Annotated in this window: 15 protein-coding genes; 7 read left to right on the top strand and 8 right to left on the bottom strand. The window is 65.3% G+C overall.

The annotated features are described in order from the left end of the window. Window positions 1-56: 56 nt before the first annotated feature. A complete protein-coding gene (locus D9X30_RS00500; protein ID WP_029051623.1) occupies window positions 57-266 on the bottom strand; it encodes a cold-shock protein in 210 nt (69 codons plus the stop codon). A gap of 586 nt (window positions 267-852) precedes the next feature. Here D9X30_RS00500 and clpS point away from each other — a divergent pair. From clpS to D9X30_RS00480, 4 genes are all read left to right on the top strand, one after another. After that, on the top strand, window positions 853-1179 hold the full coding sequence (clpS, locus tag D9X30_RS00495) for an ATP-dependent Clp protease adapter ClpS (RefSeq protein ID WP_049815983.1): 327 nt from the start codon (window positions 853-855) through the stop codon (window positions 1177-1179). Further along, window positions 1176-3473: an ATP-dependent Clp protease ATP-binding subunit ClpA gene (gene clpA, locus D9X30_RS00490; RefSeq protein WP_153947338.1), complete on the top strand. Its 2298-nt coding sequence runs from the start codon at window positions 1176-1178 to the stop codon at window positions 3471-3473. The genes clpS and clpA overlap by 4 nt, the downstream gene beginning before the upstream one ends. Window positions 3474-3695: 222 nt before the next feature. Then, window positions 3696-4709 carry a Bug family tripartite tricarboxylate transporter substrate binding protein gene (locus D9X30_RS00485; protein WP_194946494.1) on the top strand — a complete coding sequence of 338 codons (1014 nt, stop codon included), beginning with the start codon at window positions 3696-3698 and terminating at the stop codon, window positions 4707-4709. Between the two features lie 4 nt (window positions 4710-4713). Then, window positions 4714-5559, top strand: coding sequence for a VOC family protein (locus D9X30_RS00480; RefSeq protein WP_153947339.1), 846 nt, complete (start codon window positions 4714-4716; stop codon window positions 5557-5559). Window positions 5560-5611: 52 nt separating this feature from the next. On the opposite strand, the gene dut is transcribed toward D9X30_RS00480, so the two are convergent. From dut to D9X30_RS00450, 6 genes are all read right to left on the bottom strand, one after another. Then, window positions 5612-6106 (bottom strand): dUTP diphosphatase, encoded by a 495-nt coding sequence (gene dut / locus D9X30_RS00475; protein WP_092601756.1) that lies wholly within the window; start codon window positions 6104-6106, stop codon window positions 5612-5614. 97 nt (window positions 6107-6203) lie between these two features. Next, window positions 6204-7223 carry an LLM class flavin-dependent oxidoreductase gene (locus tag D9X30_RS00470; RefSeq protein WP_153947340.1) on the bottom strand — a complete coding sequence of 340 codons (1020 nt, stop codon included), beginning with the start codon at window positions 7221-7223 and terminating at the stop codon, window positions 6204-6206. Further along, window positions 7216-8442, bottom strand: coding sequence for a bifunctional phosphopantothenoylcysteine decarboxylase/phosphopantothenate--cysteine ligase CoaBC (gene coaBC / locus D9X30_RS00465; protein ID WP_153947341.1), 1227 nt, complete (start codon window positions 8440-8442; stop codon window positions 7216-7218). The genes D9X30_RS00470 and coaBC overlap by 8 nt, the downstream gene beginning before the upstream one ends. A 219-nt stretch (window positions 8443-8661) precedes the next feature. Next, on the bottom strand, window positions 8662-9210 hold the full coding sequence (gene lspA / locus D9X30_RS00460; protein ID WP_153947342.1) for a signal peptidase II: 549 nt from the start codon (window positions 9208-9210) through the stop codon (window positions 8662-8664). Further along, window positions 9210-12089, bottom strand: coding sequence for an isoleucine--tRNA ligase (gene ileS / locus D9X30_RS00455; protein ID WP_153947343.1), 2880 nt, complete (start codon window positions 12087-12089; stop codon window positions 9210-9212). The genes lspA and ileS overlap by 1 nt, the downstream gene beginning before the upstream one ends. 121 nt (window positions 12090-12210) lie before the next feature. Further along, the gene (locus D9X30_RS00450) at window positions 12211-13200 is read right to left on the bottom strand and encodes a bifunctional riboflavin kinase/FAD synthetase (RefSeq protein WP_249640845.1); all 990 of its coding nucleotides are present in this window, start codon (window positions 13198-13200) and stop codon (window positions 12211-12213) included. A 284-nt stretch (window positions 13201-13484) separates the two neighbouring features. Here D9X30_RS00450 and D9X30_RS00445 point away from each other — a divergent pair, with 284 nt between their 5' ends. Beyond that, window positions 13485-15275 carry an ATP-binding response regulator gene (locus D9X30_RS00445; RefSeq protein ID WP_153947345.1) on the top strand — a complete coding sequence of 597 codons (1791 nt, stop codon included), beginning with the start codon at window positions 13485-13487 and terminating at the stop codon, window positions 15273-15275. A 135-nt stretch (window positions 15276-15410) separates the two neighbouring features. Here D9X30_RS00445 and D9X30_RS00440 read toward each other — a convergent pair whose 3' ends face one another. Further along, the gene (locus D9X30_RS00440) at window positions 15411-16070 is read right to left on the bottom strand and encodes a response regulator (protein ID WP_029051234.1); all 660 of its coding nucleotides are present in this window, start codon (window positions 16068-16070) and stop codon (window positions 15411-15413) included. A gap of 237 nt (window positions 16071-16307) precedes the next feature. Between D9X30_RS00440 and purN the strand changes: the two genes are divergently transcribed. Continuing rightward, window positions 16308-16967: a phosphoribosylglycinamide formyltransferase gene (gene purN, locus D9X30_RS00435; RefSeq protein WP_153947346.1), complete on the top strand. Its 660-nt coding sequence runs from the start codon at window positions 16308-16310 to the stop codon at window positions 16965-16967. Beyond that, window positions 16964-18361, top strand: coding sequence for an RsmB/NOP family class I SAM-dependent RNA methyltransferase (locus tag D9X30_RS00430; protein WP_153947347.1), 1398 nt, complete (start codon window positions 16964-16966; stop codon window positions 18359-18361). Before purN ends, D9X30_RS00430 begins: the two co-directional genes overlap by 4 nt. Window positions 18362-18404 lie beyond the last annotated feature (43 nt).

Genomic DNA, 18404 nt, shown 5'->3' with positions numbered 1-18404 from the left:
TTCACATCCGCATTGGCCGACGCCGCTCTGTATGGCGTGTTCGGCCGCGGCGCACTTTACTGGGCGGCGTCCTGGATGTTCGTGGCTTGCTTGCCCTTCGGGCCTTGCACCACCTCGAACGAAACGCGCTGGCCTTCCTTCAGCGTCTTGAAGCCCGCCATCTGGATTGCCGAAAAGTGCGCAAACAGTTCTTCCTCGCCATCGTCCGGCTTGATAAATCCGAAACCCTTGGCGTCATTGAACCATTTGACGATACCGCTTGCCATAAACTCCCCCAACGAAAAAGCTGATTTCAAGCGGGGAAACCAATGGCCAGCTGAAAACCACCCTGGCGGGCCCAGCGTGCCGTTCCTGACGGACCGGCCGCGTAAAGCGCCGCGCAAATGAAATTCGCGTGGCCAGCCGCCGCGCCCCTCCGGAAACGAAACCGCCTCCGGAAACGCGCCGCAAATGGCTGACCTACGCCGGTCGTGGGCCTCCCTGCTCACGGATACATCCGGTCTGGACTTTTTGCTTCGGCTCGCTGCCCAGGCCCCGATGTGCAAACGATTTTTCTGGCAAACCTACATACTGTCAAGCTGGCAGATTCCCCACTGGGCGTGGGGTGTGGCGGGATTGAAACGGCGCCAGATGGTACCTTTGTCGCCGTGGTGCATGGATTTTTGAAAATGCCGTCTGGCGGCCCGTCAGGTGCCCCGGCAAGGGTCGGCGGGCGCGTACCATGCACCGAGAACGTGCGCCGGGCGCCCTTTGTGCGGTTGCCCACGCCAGGATTTTTCCGAAGGGCTGCCCTTGAATACCGGGCCAGTTCCCCAAATTGCAGACTTGTGAGTAAGGGTTAGAATAAAAGCCATGGCGACACGGCTGGCGAACACCCCCCAACGCGAAGCAGGCACAGTCATCGAGCGGAAAGAGCAGCAGCTCAAGCCGCCGGCGATGTACAAGGTGCTCCTGCTCAATGACGACTACACTCCGATGGAGTTTGTCGTGATGATCCTGCAGCAGTATTTCAGCAGGGACCGGGAAACGGCGACGCAGATCATGCTCACCGTCCACCGGGAAGGTAAAGGCGTTTGTGGTATCTACACGCGGGATATTGCGGCGACCAAGGTCGAGCTTGTATCAACCCATGCGCGGCAGGCGGGCCACCCCCTGCAGTGCGTGATGGAGGAAGCATGATTGCGCAAGAATTGGAAGTAAGTCTGCACATGGCCTTTGTCGAGGCTCGCCAGGCACGCCACGAATTCATTACGGTGGAGCACCTGCTGCAGGCGCTGCTCGACAACCCCACAGCAGCTGAAGTGCTGCGCGCCTGCGCGGCCAATATCGAGGACTTGCGCACCAGTCTGAAGAATTTCATCGCAGACAACACGCCTGTCGTACCGGGCACCGATGAAGTGGACACGCAGCCCACACTGGGCTTCCAGCGTGTGATCCAGCGCGCCATCATGCACGTGCAGTCGACGTCGAATGGCAAGAAGGAGGTGACCGGCGCCAACGTGCTGGTGGCCATCTTCGGCGAAAAGGACTCCCACGCGGTGTACTACCTGCAGCAGCAGGGCGTGACGCGCCTGGACGTGGTCAACTTCATCAGCCATGGCATCCGCAAGGACCAGGCCGAACCGGCCAAGCACGGCGAGGGCAACCCCGAAGGCGAGGGCGGCGACGGCAAGGAAAGCCCGCTCGAGCAATACACCCAGAACCTGAACGCGCTGGCCAAGGCCGGCAAGATCGATCCGCTGATCGGCCGCGACAGCGAGGTGGAGCGCGTGGTGCAGGTGCTGTGCCGCCGGCGCAAGAACAACCCGCTGCTGGTGGGCGAAGCCGGCGTGGGCAAGACCGCCATTGCGGAAGGCCTGGCCTGGCGCATCACCAAGAACGAGGTGCCCGATATCCTGGAAAAGGCTACCGTGTACTCGCTCGACATGGGCGCGCTGCTGGCTGGCACCAAGTACCGCGGCGACTTCGAACAGCGGCTCAAGGGCGTGCTGAAGTCGCTCAAGGACAATCCGCACGCGATCCTGTTCATCGACGAAATCCACACGCTGATCGGCGCGGGCGCCGCATCGGGGGGCACGCTGGACGCCAGCAACCTGCTCAAGCCGGCGCTGTCGTCGGGCCAGCTCAAGTGCGTGGGTGCCACCACGTTCACGGAATATCGCGGCATTTTCGAGAAGGATGCGGCCCTGTCGCGTCGTTTCCAGAAGATCGACGTGGTCGAGCCGTCGGTGGACCAGACCGTGCAGATCCTGCGCGGTCTGAAGTCGCGCTTCGAAGAGCACCATGGTGTCAAGTACGCGGCGTCGGCGCTGACCGCGGCGGCCGAACTGTCCGCCCGCTTCATCACCGACCGCCATCTGCCTGACAAGGCCATCGATGTGATCGATGAGGCAGGTGCCGCGCAGCGTATTCTGCCGAAGTCGAAGCAGAAGAAGACCATTGGCAAGGGCGAGATCGAGGACATTGTGTCGCGCATTGCCCGCATCCCGCCGCAGAGCGTGAACCAGGACGACCGCAGCAAGCTGCAGACGCTGGAGCGCGACCTGAAGTCGGTGGTGTTCGGCCAGGACCCGGCCATCGAGGCGCTGGCATCGGCAATCAAGATGTCGCGCGCCGGCCTGGGCAAGACCGACAAGCCCATCGGCTCGTTCCTGTTCTCGGGCCCCACGGGCGTGGGCAAGACCGAAGTGGCCAAGCAGCTCGCGTTCATCATGGGCATCGAACTGCTGCGCTTCGACATGTCGGAATACATGGAGCGCCATGCGGTCAGCCGTCTGATCGGCGCGCCGCCGGGCTATGTCGGGTTTGACCAGGGTGGCCTGCTGACCGAGGCCGTCACCAAGAAGCCGCACTGCGTGCTGCTGCTTGATGAGATCGAGAAGGCACATCCGGATATTTTCAATATCCTGCTGCAGGTGATGGACCACGGTTCGCTGACCGACAACAACGGTCGTCGTGCCGACTTCCGCAACGTGATCATCATCATGACCACGAACGCGGGGGCCGAGACGATGAACCGGGCCACCATCGGCTTCACCACGGCACGCGAACAGGGCGACGAGATGGCCGACATCAAGCGCATGTTCACGCCGGAGTTCCGCAACCGTCTGGATGCGACCATCAGCTTCCGGGCGCTGGACGAGGAAATCATCCTGCGCGTGGTGGACAAGTTCCTGATGCAGCTGGAAGAGCAGTTGCACGAGAAGAAGGTGGAAGCCAGCTTCTCGGAAAAGCTGCGCAAGTACCTGGCCAAGAAGGGCTTCGATCCGCTGATGGGCGCGCGTCCGATGCAGCGTCTGATCCAGGACATGATCCGCAAGGCACTCGCGGACGAGTTGCTGTTCGGCAAGCTGGTCACCGGTGGCAAGGTGGCCGTGGACCTGGACGAAGCGGACCAGATCAAGCTGACCTTCTCGGAAGCCGATCCGGAGCCGCCCGAGGCGCCGGAAAGCGAGCAGCGCGCGGAAGTCTGAGCGCGCCCCGATTGCGCCACGCCGCAACGCAAAAATGGCCGGGTTTCCCCCGGCCATTTTTTTGTCCGTTTTCCGGCAAATCGGGGTGCGATTGTTCCATTTTTGGGCGATAAGCGAAGGGCAATCCTGCAAGTTGCGCGATCATCGGGCAAAATACGCGGCTGGTGGCATGCCGCCTTTTCCTGATTCCGCGGCCATCCGGCCGCCCAGCCCGAGTCTCTGATGTCTTCTCCCGACCGCATGCGGCTGCGCCGCCTGCTGCTCAAGTCCCTGCCGATGGGCGCCATGCCCGTGGCGTCATTCGCGGGCCTCGCCCAGGTTTCCCATGCAGCCGAGCCCTCGGCAACCAGCCGGCCGATTTCGATGGTCCTGCCGTTCCCGCCCGGGGGCAGCGTCGATATCGTGGCCCGACAGCTGCAACCGGGATTGAAGACGATCCTGGGACAGACCGTGGTGGTGGACAACAAGCCCGGCGCCGGCGGCCTGATTGCCAGCAGCACCGTGGCGCGGGCCAAGCCGGACGGCAACACGCTGTTGATGGCTTTCGACACGCACGCCATCAACCCGTTTGCGTACAAGAACCTGCCGTACGATACCTTCAAGGATTTCACGCCGATCACCCAACTCGTGCGCTTCCCGCTTGTTATCGCCGCCAACCCGGCGCTATCGGCTTCGAACGTGCGTGAATTGATCGAGCTGGCGAAGTCGAACCCGAACGCGGTGCGCTTTGCGTCGTCGGGCATCGGCAGCCTGAACCAGCTGGCCGCCGAAGCCCTGGCCACCGAGGCCGGCGTACATTTCCTGCACGTGCCCTACAAGGGCGGCGGACCGGCTGTGCAGGCCGTGCTGGCAGGGGAGGTAGACCTGTTCTTCAGCAGCTACGCGGCCGTACAGGCCCACGTGGCGGCCAGGACGATCAAGGTGCTTGGCGTCACCGGGACGAGCCGGATCAAGCAGATGCCGCAGGTGCCGACCGTGGCCGAACAAGGCTACAAGGGCTTTGAAGCCTATTCGTGGATTGGCGTTTTCGGGCCGGCGCAGATGCAGCAGGACACCGTGATGCGCCTGCACGACGCGTTGGGCGCATCGATCAAGCAGCCCCGCGTGGTGGAGGCGCTGACCGCGCAGGGATTCGAAATCGCCGTGGGGTCGCCGGCCGACCTGGGCAACCTGGTCCGTCACGAGCACGACAAGTGGCAGGCCGTGGCCCGCAAGGCCAACATCCAGTTCGACTGATCCGATGCCGACGTTACCCGAACCGTTCGACCACGCCGTCATCGTCTGCGCAGACCTGGACGCTGCCGCAGACCGCTGGCGCGCGCTGGGTTTCACGCTGACGCCGCGCGGCTATCACACGCTGGGATCGCAGAACCACTGCATCATGCTGGCGCGCGACTACCTGGAATTGCTGCATGTGACGGCGCCCAGCCCGAGCCGCCAGTATTACTGGAATGCCCAGCAGCGCGGTGGCGGTTGCGCAGCCATGTCGTGCAAGAGCCGCGATGCGTTTGCCACGGCCGACCGGCTGCGTGCAGCCGGCTTTCATCCTTCGGACCCCATCGAATTCTCTCGCCCGGTGCGTCTGGACGATGGTTCGGAGCACCCCGCCACGTTCCGCGTGACGGCGTTGGACCAGGCGCCAGGCGCCCGCTATTTCGTCTGCGAGCATCGCACGCCGGAACTGCTGTGGCGGCCGGAATGGCTGACGCACGCGAATGGCGCAACGGCGATTGCGGCGACGTATCTGGTGGTGGAAGCGGATCGGGTGGCGGCCACGGCCGAAGCCTATGCCACGCTGACCGGCGCGACGATTGCGCGTGCCAGTGGCGAAACGGCGATGCTCGATATCGATGGTGCATCGTTCGTGGTCACGGCGCCGCAGGCGCTGGCCGATGCTGCCGACGTGCCGGGGCTCCGGCATGGCGCCACGGGCTATGCAGCGATCCGGCTTGCCACTGACGATCTGAAGAAAGCCCGCGCGCACTGGCGGGCCAATGGGGTGCAGGCCACCGACCTGTCGCCGTCCATCACGTGGATCCCGGCCGCGCAGGCCAATGGTGTGGCGCTGATCTTCGAGCAGCGCTGATTCTTGCTCCCCTCTCCCATTTCACGGGAGAGGGGAGAACACCGATCTGGCCTTACGCCTTCGCGTGTGCCACGCCGGTCGAGCCGAAGCCGCCGGCGCCGCGCGCGGAATCTTCCGAAAACGCTTCCACCGTTGTGAACACCGGACGCAGTACCGGCACAAACATCATCTGGGCAATGCGTTCGCCGGGCTGGATCACGATCGGCTCGGTGCCCGGCGCGTTGCGGTTCCACACGCTCACCATGATCTGGCCCTGGTAGTCGGCATCGATCACGCCGATCGAGTTGCCCAGGACCAGGCCCTTCTTGTGACCCAGGCCCGAGCGCGGCACGATGGTCGCGCACATGAACGGGTTGGCCATATGCACCGCGAAGCCGGCCGGCACCAGTTGCGCCGGCGTGCCGGGTTCGATGGTCACCGGGCCGTCCACGCAGGCGTGCAGGTCGATGGCGGCGGCCATGTCGCTCTGGTAGGCGGGCAGGCCCCAGTCGTTCAGGCGGGCGTCGAGCACCTTGATTTCGACAGTCGGATTCGCGGCTACGGTCATGGATGTGGATTCGTACGAGGGGACAAAGGCGGCATGATACCGCGCCGCCTTTGCTGATCCGCCACTTCGATCCGCCACGTGATGTCGCGCCCCGCGATCAGCCTTGCAGGTCGAAGGCCTCGGCCAGCAGTTCATACGTGCGCATGCGCGCCTGGTATGACGCCGTCACGCTCAGCACCACCAGTTCGTCGGCCGCGAAGCGGTCCTTCAGCGCCAGCATGCGCTCGGCCACCTGCGCGGGCGTGCCGCAGATCGTCCGGGGCCGCTCGCGTTCGATGATCAGGCGGTCGCGCTCGGTGGGCGTGAAATCGGCGGCCTGGGCCAGCGACGGAATCGGCGCGTTGACGCCATAGGCCATCTGCAGCCGGCGGATATCGACGGCGCGCTCCAGCGCCGAGGCCTCGGCCTCGGTATCGGCGCAGATCACGAACACCGCAGCCGCGCTGTATGGCTTGTCTTCGTACCCGGCCTCGAAATCCTCGCGGTACTGCCGCGCCACCATATCGCCGCCATGGGCGTTGATGAAATGAGCGAAGGCGAATCGCAGCCCCAGCCGTGCGGCCAGCGCGCCACCGAAGTCGCTGGAACCGAGCACCCAGATCTCGGGCCGGGTATCGATGGCCGGCTGCAGCAGCACGCCTTCGGCCAGATGGTCGGGCGGCACCTCGCCGCGCAGCAGGAAGGCCAGGTCCTGCACCTGCTGCGGGAACCGGTCGCCCCGGTTGTACTGGCCCATGGCCACCGCCTGCGCGGTGCGCATGTCGCCGCCTGGGGCACGACCCACGCCAAGGTCGATCCGGTTCGGAAACAGCGCCTCGAGCATGCGGAACTGCTCAGCCACCTTGAACGGGCTGTAGTAGGGCAGCATCACGCCCCCCGACCCCAGCCGGATGCGCCGGGTCACGCTGCCCAGCCGCGCCAGCATGACTTCGGGGGCCGGGTTGCACACGCCTTGCAGGCCGTGATGCTCGGCGCACCAGTAGCGGGTGAAGCCGAGGCTGTCGGCCATCTGGGCCAGGTCGACGGTGGCCGCGATGGCGTCGCGGGCCGTATGGCCGTGGATGACCGGGCTCTGGTCCAGCACGGACAGGCGCAGCTTGGGACGGGTATTACTCATGGCTGTGGGTGCGGCGGTGTGACACGGACTTGTGCGGCAGGCGCTGGCCGATGGCGGCCACCAGCTCGCGGGCCAGCGACAGCTTGTCGGCACGCGGCAGGCGCGTCATGCCGTTGGCATCGAACAGCACGATCTCGTTGTCGTCGAGGCCGAAGGTGTGGTGGCCGATATTGCCCACCAGCAGCGGCACGCCCTTGCGCTGGCGCTTCTGCTCGCCGTACTGCTCCAGGTTCTCGCTTTCGGCCGCGAATCCCACGCAGTAGGGCGCATCCGCGCGGGCTGCCACGGCGGCCAGGATGTCGGGGTTCTGCACGAACTGCAGCGTCGGCGTGTCGGTGTCGTTGGCCTTCTTCAGCTTCTGCTGGGCCACGTCGGCCGGGCGCCAGTCGGCCACGGCGGCCACGGCGACGAACACATCGACATCGCGCAGTTGCGCCATGACCGCATCGTGCATCTGCTGGGCGCTGCGGATATCGGTGCGCGCCACGCCGCGCGGCGTGGGCAGCGATGTGGGTCCGGCCACCAGCAGCACGTCGGCACCGGCTTCGCGGGCCGCGCGGGCGATCGAGAAGCCCATCTTGCCCGACGACAGGTTGGTGATGCCGCGCACCGGATCGATGGCCTCGAACGTCGGGCCGGCGGTAATCAGCACCCGCTTGCCCTGCAGCGGCTTGGGCTGGAAGAACGCGATCAGGTCTTCCACCAGTTCCTCGGGCTCCAGCATCCGGCCGTCGCCGATTTCGCCGCAGGCCTGGTCGCCGGTGCCGGGGCCCAGGATCGCCACGCCATCGGCGCGCAGCTGGGCCGCATTGCGTTGCGTCGGCGCGGCGGCCCACATCTGGCGGTTCATGGCTGGTGCCACCAGCAGCGGGCACTCGCGCGCGATGCACAGCGTGGTGAGCAGATCGTCACAGAGGCCGTTGGCCACCTTGGCCAGGAAGTCGGTGGAAGCCGGGGCGATCAGGATGGCGTCGGCCTCGCGCGAGAGGTCGATATGCGCCATGTTGTTGTCGATGCGCGCGTCCCATTGCGACAGGAACACCGGGCGCCCGGACAGCGCCTGCATCGTAACCGGGGTGATGAAATGCGTTGCCGCTTCGGTCATGGCCACCTGCACGGTGGCACCTGCCTTGGTCAGCAGCCGTACCAGCTCGGCCGACTTGTAGCAGGCGATGCCGCCGGTCAGGCCAAGGACAATGTGCTTGCCGCGCAGATCCATGGGGAAGGCTCTTCAGGGAACGGGAATCTGTGCATGATACCGCCGGGTGAGGGGGGGCGCTGGGAGGATGCGACAGGTTTGCGCCCCTCTCCCACTTCTGAGAGAGGGGCCGGGGGAGAGGGGCGGGCGGCTCAAACTGCAACGAGTGGCAAGCAGAGCCTCCGAGCCCTCTCCCCCAACCCCTCTCCCGCGGCCGGGAGAGGGGAGTACGACGAGCCCTCAGTGACGTCGCACGCGTCGCAATTCGTCCACGATCAGCAGGATCGCGCCGACCGTGATTGCGCAATCGGCCACGTTGAAGGCCGGAAAATGCGTGTTGCGCCAGTGGAAGTCCAGGAAGTCGATCACATGGCCGTGGATCACGCGGTCCACCACGTTGCCCACCGCGCCGCCCAGGACCAGCGACACGGCCAGGCAGAACATCTTCTGCCCGGTATGGCGATACAGCAGCCAGACGATGAAGCCGCCCACCGCCACGCCCAGCACCGTGAAGAACCAGCGTTGCCAGCCGCCGGCGTCAGCCAGAAAGCTGAACGCCGCGCCCTTGTTGTAGACCAGCACCAGGTTGAAGAAGCTGGTGACGGGCCGCGATTCGGCGTACTGGAACGACCGGGTGATCACGACCTTGAAGAACTGGTCGATCATCACCACCAGCAGCGCAAACGCCATCCACAGCCACGGCGTGACGTTGGCGCTGGGCTTGCCGCCGGACTTGCTCTTGCTGCGCGGCGAGGACGAACGCGACGAACGGGTCGAGGACGATGCCATCAGGCGTGGCTCCTGTGTTCACCGGCGCCGAACAGGTTGCTGTCGCAGCGGCCGCAAAGGGTGGGATGCGCCGGGTTGTGGCCCACGTCGGCGCGATAGTGCCAGCAACGTTCGCACTTGGCGTGCTGCGACGGCGTGACCGTCACCAGCAGGTCGCCGCCTTCCGGCGCCGGTGTGACCTTGGCCGCCGACGTGAGCAGCACGAAGCGCAGGTCGTCGGACAGGCTCTGCAGCGCGGCCAGCACCGGACCGCCGGCGGCGATCGTGACCTCGGCCTGCAGCGACGAACCAATGTCGCCTTCCACGCGCACCGCTTCCAGCTGGCGCGTGACTTCGGCGCGCACCGCGCGGATCTCGTGCCACTTCTGCAGCAGGTCGTCGGCTTCGCTGACCGGGGGCAGGTCGTAGTACGTGCTCGTGAAGATCGTGTCGGTGTGCTCGGTGCCATGCGCGAACACCTGCCAGGCTTCCTCGGCCGTGAACGACAGGAACGGCGCCATCCAGTGCAGCATCGCCTGGGTGATGTGGTACAGCGCGTTCTGCGCGGCACGGCGCGCCTGCGAATCGGGGGCCGTCGTGTACAGGCGGTCCTTCAGCACGTCGAGGTAGAAGCCGCCCAGGTCTTCCGAGCAGAATGTCTGCAGCTTGGCCACCACCGGGTGGAACTCGTACGCCTGGTAGTGCGACAGCACTTCCTTCTGCAGGCGGTCGGTCAGGGCCACCGCGTAGCGGTCGATTTCCAGCCATTCCGCGGCCGGCAGCGCATGCTTCGCGTGGTCGTAGTCGGTCAGGTTGGCCAGCAGGAAGCGCAGCGTGTTGCGGATGCGGCGATAGCCTTCCACCACGCGCTTGAGGATTTCCTCGGAGATCGACAGCTCGCCGGAATAGTCGGTCGAAGCGACCCACAGGCGGATGATTTCCGCGCCCATCTTGTTCGAGATGTCCTGCGGCGCCACCGTGTTGCCCACCGACTTCGACATCTTGCGGCCTTCGCCGTCCACCGTGAAACCGTGCGTCAGCAGCGCCTTGTAGGGCGGCTTGCCGTACAGCATCGAGGCGGTCAGCAGCGACGAATGGAACCAGCCGCGGTGCTGGTCCGAGCCTTCCAGGTAGAGGTCGGCCAGACGGCCATCGGGCGTGTCGGCCGACGGATCGTAGAGTTCGTCGCGATGCGAGCCACGGATCACGGTCCAGTGCGTGGTGCCGGAGTCGAACCAGACGTCCAGCGTGTCGCGGTTCTTCTCATAGAGCGCGGCTTCGTCGCCCAGCAGGTCCTTCGGGTCCAGCGACTGCCAGGCCTCGATGCCGTGCTGCTCCACGCGCCGGGCCACTTCTTCCAGCAGCTCCGGCGTACGCGGATGCAGCGCGCCGGTTTCCTTGTGGATGAAGAAGGCCATCGGCACGCCCCATTGGCGCTGGCGCGACAGCGTCCAGTCCGGGCGGTTGGCGATCATGTTGTGCAGGCGCTGCTTGCCCCACGACGGGTAGAACTCGGTGCCCTCGATGCCGGCCAGCGCGCTCTCGCGCAGCGTCGGGCCGTTGTCGGCCGGGTCCACGTCCATGCCCGCGAACCACTGCGACGTGGCGCGGTAGATGATCGGCGTCTTGTGGCGCCAGCAATGCATGTAGCTGTGCTCGTACTTGTGCGAGTTGAACAGGTTGCCCGACTCACTTAGTACTTCGACGATTTTCGGGTTGGCATCCCAGATCGACAGGCCGCCGAACAGCGGCAGCGTGCTGGCATAGACGCCATCGCCCATCACCGGGCTGATGATTTCCGAATCCGGCATGCCGTGCGCCTTGCACGACTGGAAATCCTCCACGCCGTAGGCGGGGGCCGAGTGGACGATGCCGGTGCCGGTGTCGGTGGTCACGTAGTCGCCCAGGTACACCGGCGACGTGCGCGCGTAGCCGGCGTCCATCCTGGACAGCGGATGGTGGAAGCGCACCTCGGTCAGCGCATCGCCGCGCGCGGTAGCCACGATCCGGCCTTCCAGCGCATAGGTCTTCAGCTGTTCCTCGACGCGATCCTTTGCCAGGATCAGGAAGCCGCGCGGGGTCTCGACCAGCGCGTATTCCACTTCCGGGTGCATGTTCAGCGCCTGGTTGGACGGGATCGTCCATGGCGTGGTGGTCCAGATCACGATCCAGCCCGGCTTGCCTTCGAGCTGCGCCAGCGGCACGTGGAACGCGTGGGCGATCTTGTCGGTCTCCGCGAACGGGAAGCCCACGTCGATCGACAGGTCGACCTTGTCCTTGTATTCGACTTCGGCCTCGGCCAGTGCCGAACCGCAGTCGAAGCACCAGTTCACCGGCTTCAGGCCGCGGAACACATAGCCTTTTTCCATGATCTTGCCCAGCGCACGCAGCTCGTCGGCTTCGTTGCTGAAGTTCATGGTCAGGTACGGATTGTCCCAGTCGCCCAGCACGCCCAGGCGCTCGAAGTCCTTCTTCTGGCGGGCGATCTGCTCGGTGGCGTAGGCGCGTGCCTTGGCCTGGACTTCCTGCACCGGCAGGCCCTTGCCGAACTGCTTCTCGATCTGGATCTCGATCGGCATGCCGTGACAGTCCCAGCCCGGCACGTAGACGGCGTCCAGGCCGGTCAGGCCGCGCGCCTTGATGATCATGTCCTTCAGGACCTTGTTCACCGCATGGCCGATGTGGATGTCACCGTTGGCGTACGGGGGGCCGTCGTGCAGCACGAACTTCTTCGCCCCCTTGCGCGCGGCGCGGATCTTCTTGTAGAGCTGCTTGTCCTGCCATTGCTTGACCCACAGCGGCTCGCGCTTGGGCAGGTCGCCGCGCATCGGGAACGGGGTATCCAGCAGGTTGACCGGATACTTGCTTTTTTCAGGCTTGGCGCGTTTGTCGTCGGACATGGTTGATTCTCGGGGCAATTCGTTTGGGCGCGGACCGGGGGATGACCGCCGCGCGCGTGTCATTTCGGGGCAAGGCAGGGCGGGTCCCGGCGGCGCGCATGCATGGGCGCGCCGCCGGCCGCTAGCTAATTCGGTCGGTGGCGGAGGTGGCGAAGTCGCGCCGGTCGCCGGCCGGATTGGCGGCCTCCAGGCCGAAGAACGCCCGGGCTTCGCGGGCATCCTTGGCGATGGCCTCGGTCAGCGCCTCGAGCGTGTGAAAACGCTCTTCGTCGCGCAGCTTCTTCATGAATTCCACGCGCACCAGCTTGCCGTAGAGGTTCGCGTTGAAGTCGAACAAATGCACCTCCAGCAGCACGCGGCCGGCGTCTTCCACGGTGGGTCGCACGCCAATGCTGGCCACGCCTGGCAGCGGGTGGTCGGCAATGCCATGGACCTGCACCACGAAGATGCCGTTCACGGCCGGGCGCTTGTGCGTGATCCGCAGGTTCAGGGTCGGAAACCCCAGGTTGCGGCCCAGCTTGCGGCCGTGAATCACGTGGCCGCTGATGGCATAGCCGTGGCCCAGCAGGCGACGCGCGTGTTCCAGGTCGCCATCGGCCAGCGCCTGGCGCACGGCCGAACTCGAAATGCGGATGCCGCCTTCGGAGACCGAGCCCATCTGCTCCACATCGAAGCCAAACTGGCCGCCGGCCTGCTGCAGGTAGCCGAAGTCGCCGGCGCGCTTGGCGCCAAAGCGAAAATCGTCGCCCACCAGCACCCAGCGCGCATGCAGGCCGTGCCAGAGCACGTTCTCGACGAACTGCTGCGGCGACTGGGCGGCAAAATGGGCGTTGAAGTGTTCCACCACCACGCGGTCCACGCCGTTGCGGCGCAGGGCATCGAGCTTGTCGCGCAGCAGGGCAATGCGGGTGGGGGCGTGCTCCGGCGCAAAGAATTCGCGCGGGTGCGGCTCGAACGTCATGACGCATAGCGGCAGGCCGCGCGCGTCGGCGGCCGCACGGGCGCGCGCGAGCAGCGACTGGTGGCCGCGATGCACACCGTCGAAATTGCCGATGGTGAGCGCGCAGGGCGCCCGGCTTTCGGCGTTGGGCAGGCCGCGGAAGACTTTCACGAGGACGGCGGACGAGCTTTTCAGGGAAAGCGAGCATTATAAGGCGAATGGCCCCGCGTGCCGCCGGATTGCCTCTTTTGACGGCACCGGCCTTGTGCCGTTGTAGGCAAGCTGCCCACAAATGGCGAATTTGTGGGCCTATCCGCCACTCCGCCATGGCGCAGCGCCGCAAAAGGCGGCATGATATGCCCAATTCAGAACAAGAACCGCGCGATTCCTGCAACAGTCGCCGCTCCCCGGGTCTGTCGCAGCGGAATGTCGTCGCCTTACATGCCAGGCCACACTTGAACGCGCTGCTTAACAAGATATTGCCGCCCCCCGGGCCGCAACTGGACACCGAGACGCGGGCCAAGCTGCTGGCCACGGTCCATCGCGTCTCCCCCACCGCCATTGCCTCGTCCGTGCTCCTGCCGGGCCTGACCGCCTGGGCGTTCTGGAACGAAGCCAGCCATGCCGCGCTACTGGTCTGGTGCGCAATCATGCTGCTGCTGACGGCTGGCGGCAGCTGGTTCTACCTCGGATACCAGCGCGACAGCGGCAAGATGAGCCGTTCGGCGCACACGCGCAAGTGGTGGAACAACATGCGGGCGATAGCCTTCCTGACAGGCCTGACCTGGGGAAGCTCGGCGCTGCTGCATTTGTATACAGGCTCGGTGGTGTTTTCCAGCGTGCTGTACCTGCTGACGCTGGGAGTGCTGGCGGGCGGCGCCACGTCGCAGTCGCCGATCCCTTCGAATCTGGTTTTTGCCGGCGTGCCGATCCTGGTGCCCAATATCCTGCTGGCCGAGATCGCCTTTCCGGCCCATGGCGGCTACGTGCAGCTGCTGCTGGTGGTCTATGCGCTGATGCTGGCGCGCCATTCGCTGAACCTGCAGCATACGCTGGTGCGCGCCATCCAGCTCGAATCGGAAAGCCGCCGGCTGGCCAAGCAGTTCCAGGAGGAAAAGGAGCGGGCGCTCCATGCCAGCGAGGAAAAATCTCGCTTCCTGGCTGCCGCCAGCCACGACCTGCGCCAGCCCGTGCACGCGCTGGTGATGCTGGTCGAGGCGCTGCGCGCGCGCAACCAGTCCAGCGCGCTGCATCCGCTGGTGGAGCAGGTGGCGGCCGGCACGCAGACCATCGACCTGCTGTTCCGCTCGCTGCTGGACTTGTCCAAGCTCGAAGGGCGCAAGGTGCTGCCCACGCTGGAGCCATGCGAGCTGCACTCGTTGATCCACGACGTCATGAGCCAGTTCGCCGCCGATGCGCGCGAGAGCGGTCTGACGCTGACGCCGCGCGTGCCTGACGAACTTTACGCGATGGCCGAACCTGTGCTGCTGCGGCGCGCGCTGTTCAACCTCGTGCAGAACGCGCTGCGCTATACCAGGCGCGGGGGCATCCTGGTCACCGCGCGGCAGCGCCGCAAGCATGTGCGCGTGGAAGTCTGGGACACCGGCGCGGGTATCACGCCGGAACACTTGCCCGAGATTTTTTCGCCTTATTACCAGGTGCATAACCCCCAGCGCGATCCGTCGCAGGGCCTGGGGCTGGGGCTGGCCATCTTCAAGGAATGCGTGCGATTGATGCGCGGCACCTATGGCGTGCGCTCGGTGCCGGGCAAGGGTTCGGTGTTCTGGTTCGCGCTGGCGCCGGTGCCGGCCGAGACCGTGGCCAACGTCCGTGCCATGCGCGCCAATGCGCAGGCCGAGGAAGCGCGGCAGGATCGGCTGCGCGGCACGGTACTGGTGGTGGACGATGACAGCCAGATCCGCAAGGCGTGGATCGCGCTGATGGAGGCATGGGGTATCCGCGTCGCCTGTGCCGCGCACGGGCAGGAGGCCGATGCACTGTTCGCCAAGGGCCTGAAGCCGGACATCATCTTCTGCGACTTGCGCCTGCCGGGCAACGAGAACGGCCTGGACCTGCTGGAACGCTGGCAGACCACGCAGCCGCAGGCGCGCAGCGCCTTGCTGACTGGCGACCTGAAATCGGCGGCGCTGCTGGCGGCCGAGGATGCCGGCTATTTCGTGCTGCCCAAGCCGGTGGACCCGGCCAATCTGCGCATGCTGCTGCGCCGCTGGCTGCAGGTTGGCTGAAGCGGTCGCCGTCTGTTCCGTCTATCTGTCTGTCCGGTCCGTTCAACGACGCGTCGAAAGGCATCATCCAGACAAAAACGCCGCCCTGGATACCAGAGGCGGCGTTTCCTTATTGTGGCTGGCAGGGCAGGGCGCTTACTGGCGCAGGCGGAAGCGCTCCATGCGCGACATCACCTGCATGCGCGTACGCACGCCCAGGCGCTGCAGAATGGCAGACACGTGTTCCTTGACCGTGTTTTCGGTCAGCCCCAGCTTGCGTGCGATGACCTTGTTCGGCAGCCCTTCCAGCACCAGTGCCAGCACCGAGCCCTGGCGCGGCGTCAGGCCCAGTTCGGCCGGGGTGACGGGGATGCCGTGCGCCGGGCCGAACGACTGCGAGCGACCGGACAGCGCTTCGTCCGACGGAAAGCTCGTATCGCCGGCCAGCACCTTGCGCACGGCGGCCGTAAAGGCATTGGCATCGAGATGCTTGCCGACGAAGCCGCATGCGGACAGCGCACGCGCACGGCCCACGATCTCGGGCGTGGCCTCGGCGGACATGAAGATGAAACGTGCGCCCGGAATCACGGTCTTGAACGCCTGCATGGCATCGAAGCCAGTGCCGTCATTCAACCAGATATCGAGCAGCACGATATCGGGACGAAGTCCCTGGTTCAGCGAGTGGAGAGCCTCCTTGGCGCTCCCGGCAGCGTGGACAGCAACGTCGGGCATCACCTCCGCCAGGAAGGCGGTGGTGCCGGAAAGAGCCATAGGATGATCATCGACCACCAACAAAGTCGGTGCAGCGTTCGACATGCGTATTCCCGTCTAATTTCCCGTTTCGTCCTTGTTGTCACCGTTTTCCGAGAAAGCGGCGCGTGGACGTAGGACCCACTCTAACAGAGCGGGGTGCGCGTCACAATCGGTGGCACTTGGGTATTTCTTCTTGCAGGCGTGCCCAAAAGCGTTGTGGGAGGCGCGTTTCGCGGTAATTAAGTACCTATTGAGCACGGATTGCAAGCGTTTGCACCACAGCTTGGTAGAATCGCGGCGATGAAAAATATTGTCATATTGATTTCCGGGCGCGGCTCCAATATGGAAGCCATTGTCCGGGCCTGCGCGGCCGAGCGGTGGCCGGCGCGCGTGGCCGCAGTGCTGTCGAACCGGCCCGATGCCTCGGGCCTGCAGTTTGCCGCCGATCACGGTATCGCCACGGGCGTGGTGGATCACAAGCAGTTTCCCGATCGTTCCAGTTTCGACGCGGAGATGCGCGACGCCATCGACGCGTACCAGCCCGACCTGGTGGTGCTGGCCGGCTTCATGCGTATCCTGACCGACGACTTCGTCGAGCATTACGCGGGCCGGATGCTGAATATCCATCCGTCGCTGCTGCCGAGCTTTCCGGGCATGCATACGCACCGGCAAGCCCTGGAGGCGGGCGTCAAGCTGCATGGCGCGACCGTGCATTTCGTCACGCCCGAACTCGATCACGGCCCGATTGTGGTACAGGCTGCGCTCGACGTTCTGCCTGGCGATACGCCAGACTCCCTGGCCGATCGTTTGCTCGATAGCGAACATGTCATTTACCCGCGCGCCGTGCGCTGGTTTGTCGAAGACCGCCTGCATGTGCAGGACGGCGTAGTTCAAGTTCAACCGGCCGAACCCCAATGGTTCATGGCCATCTCGCCCGCAGCGGCAGGAAAACAGCCATGAGTCGCCAACAAGAAAACACGACCTCCCGCGACAACCGCCAGCGTTCGCGCGGCAGCAAGGGCAAGGCCAGCCCGATCCGCAGGTCTCAGGGTGACCAGGCCAATCACGCGCCGCGTACGCCGGGCGCGCTGCAGGCGTTTCACCTGCAGCACATCGACCGCCTGATCGGCAAGGTGCTGCTGTTCGCGCGTCCGGCCGATGCCGTGGTGAGCCACTACTTCCGTGAAAATAACAAACTTGGCCATCGTGATCGCGGAATCATTGCCGAAGCAGTTTTCGCAGTGTTGCGCCGACGCGTCGAATTTGGTCAATTTGCCGAAAGCGGCACCGGCGCGGCCACGCGCCGCCTGGGCCTGCTGGGCCTCGCCGCCACGCTGGGTCGCGACACGCTGACGCCGTTCCTGTATCCCGACGAAGCCGAGTGGCTGGACCGCCTGACCACGATCGAGCGATCGAGCCTGGCGCCGCGCGTGCGTGCCAACCTCCCGGAGTGGCTGTACGACGACCTGGTGGCGCATCATGGCGAAGCGTTCACGGCCGCCCTGGGCGATGCCTGGCTGCGCCCGGCACCGCTGGACCTGCGCGTCAACACGGCCAAGCTCTCCCGCGAGGAGGCGCTGGCCGAACTGCAGACCGCTGGTATCGCGGCCGAACCGGCGCCGATGGCCCCCGCCGGTATCCGCCTGAAGGGCAAGCCCGCGCTGAACCAGCTGCCGCTGTTCATCAACGGCGGCGTCGAAGTACAGGACGAAGGCAGCCAACTGCTGTGCCATCTGCTGGCACCGAAGCGTCGCGAAATGGTCGTCGACTTTTGCGCGGGTGCAGGCGGCAAGACGCTGGCGCTGGGTGTGGCCATGCGTTCGACGGGCCGCCTCTATGCGTTCGATGTGTCGGAAAAGCGCCTGGCCAACCTGAAGCCCCGCCTGGCACGTAGCGGTTTGTCCAACGTTCATCCGGTGCTGATCGACTCCGAGCGCGATGTCAAGGTCAAGCGTCTTGCCGGCAAGATCGACCGCGTGCTGGTCGATGCACCGTGCAGCGGCCTGGGCACCCTGCGCCGTAATCCGGACCTGAAGTGGCGTCAGACGCCCGAATCGGTGCTGGAACTGACCGCCAAGCAAGCGGCGATCCTGGAGGCTGCTGCCAAGCTGGTGAAGGGCGGCGGACGTGTCGTGTACGCCACTTGCAGCGTGCTGGAGGCCGAAAACGAAGCCATCGTCCGTGATTTCCTGGCCAGGAACGAGAACTTCCGCCTCGTGCCGGCGGCGGAGGTTTTCGCGGAGCAGAAGATCACGGTGCCCGATTTGCCGGCAGAAGGCGGCATGTTGGCGCTGTATCCGCACATCCACCAGACCGACGGCTTCTTCGCGGCCGTGCTGGAACGCACGCGCTAAGGGAGTAAAAGGTTGAAGCGGGAGATGCGCAAAACCATGCAGA

The sequence above is a fragment of the Cupriavidus sp. U2 genome, assembly GCF_009663685.2.
Lineage (GTDB): Bacteria > Pseudomonadota > Gammaproteobacteria > Burkholderiales > Burkholderiaceae > Cupriavidus > Cupriavidus necator_C.
Note: the sequence above shows the minus strand (reverse complement) of the source record. Positions and strands in the feature narration are given on the sequence as shown.

Excerpts from the sequence above, each read along its gene's own strand:
- D9X30_RS00500 (WP_029051623.1), bottom strand. The coding sequence starts at position 266 with ATGGCAAGCGGTATCGTCAAATGGTTCAATGACGCCAAGGGTTTCGGA.
- clpS (WP_049815983.1), top strand. The coding sequence starts at position 853 with ATGGCGACACGGCTGGCGAACACCCCCCAACGCGAAGCAGGCACAGTC.
- clpA (WP_153947338.1), top strand. The coding sequence starts at position 1,176 with ATGATTGCGCAAGAATTGGAAGTAAGTCTGCACATGGCCTTTGTCGAG.
- D9X30_RS00485 (WP_194946494.1), top strand. The coding sequence starts at position 3,696 with ATGTCTTCTCCCGACCGCATGCGGCTGCGCCGCCTGCTGCTCAAGTCC.
- D9X30_RS00480 (WP_153947339.1), top strand. The coding sequence starts at position 4,714 with ATGCCGACGTTACCCGAACCGTTCGACCACGCCGTCATCGTCTGCGCA.
- dut (WP_092601756.1), bottom strand. The coding sequence starts at position 6,106 with ATGACCGTAGCCGCGAATCCGACTGTCGAAATCAAGGTGCTCGACGCC.
- D9X30_RS00470 (WP_153947340.1), bottom strand. The coding sequence starts at position 7,223 with ATGAGTAATACCCGTCCCAAGCTGCGCCTGTCCGTGCTGGACCAGAGC.
- coaBC (WP_153947341.1), bottom strand. The coding sequence starts at position 8,442 with ATGGATCTGCGCGGCAAGCACATTGTCCTTGGCCTGACCGGCGGCATC.
- lspA (WP_153947342.1), bottom strand. The coding sequence starts at position 9,210 with ATGGCATCGTCCTCGACCCGTTCGTCGCGTTCGTCCTCGCCGCGCAGC.
- ileS (WP_153947343.1), bottom strand. The coding sequence starts at position 12,089 with ATGTCCGACGACAAACGCGCCAAGCCTGAAAAAAGCAAGTATCCGGTC.
- D9X30_RS00440 (WP_029051234.1), bottom strand. The coding sequence starts at position 16,070 with ATGTCGAACGCTGCACCGACTTTGTTGGTGGTCGATGATCATCCTATG.
- purN (WP_153947346.1), top strand. The coding sequence starts at position 16,308 with ATGAAAAATATTGTCATATTGATTTCCGGGCGCGGCTCCAATATGGAA.
- D9X30_RS00430 (WP_153947347.1), top strand. The coding sequence starts at position 16,964 with ATGAGTCGCCAACAAGAAAACACGACCTCCCGCGACAACCGCCAGCGT.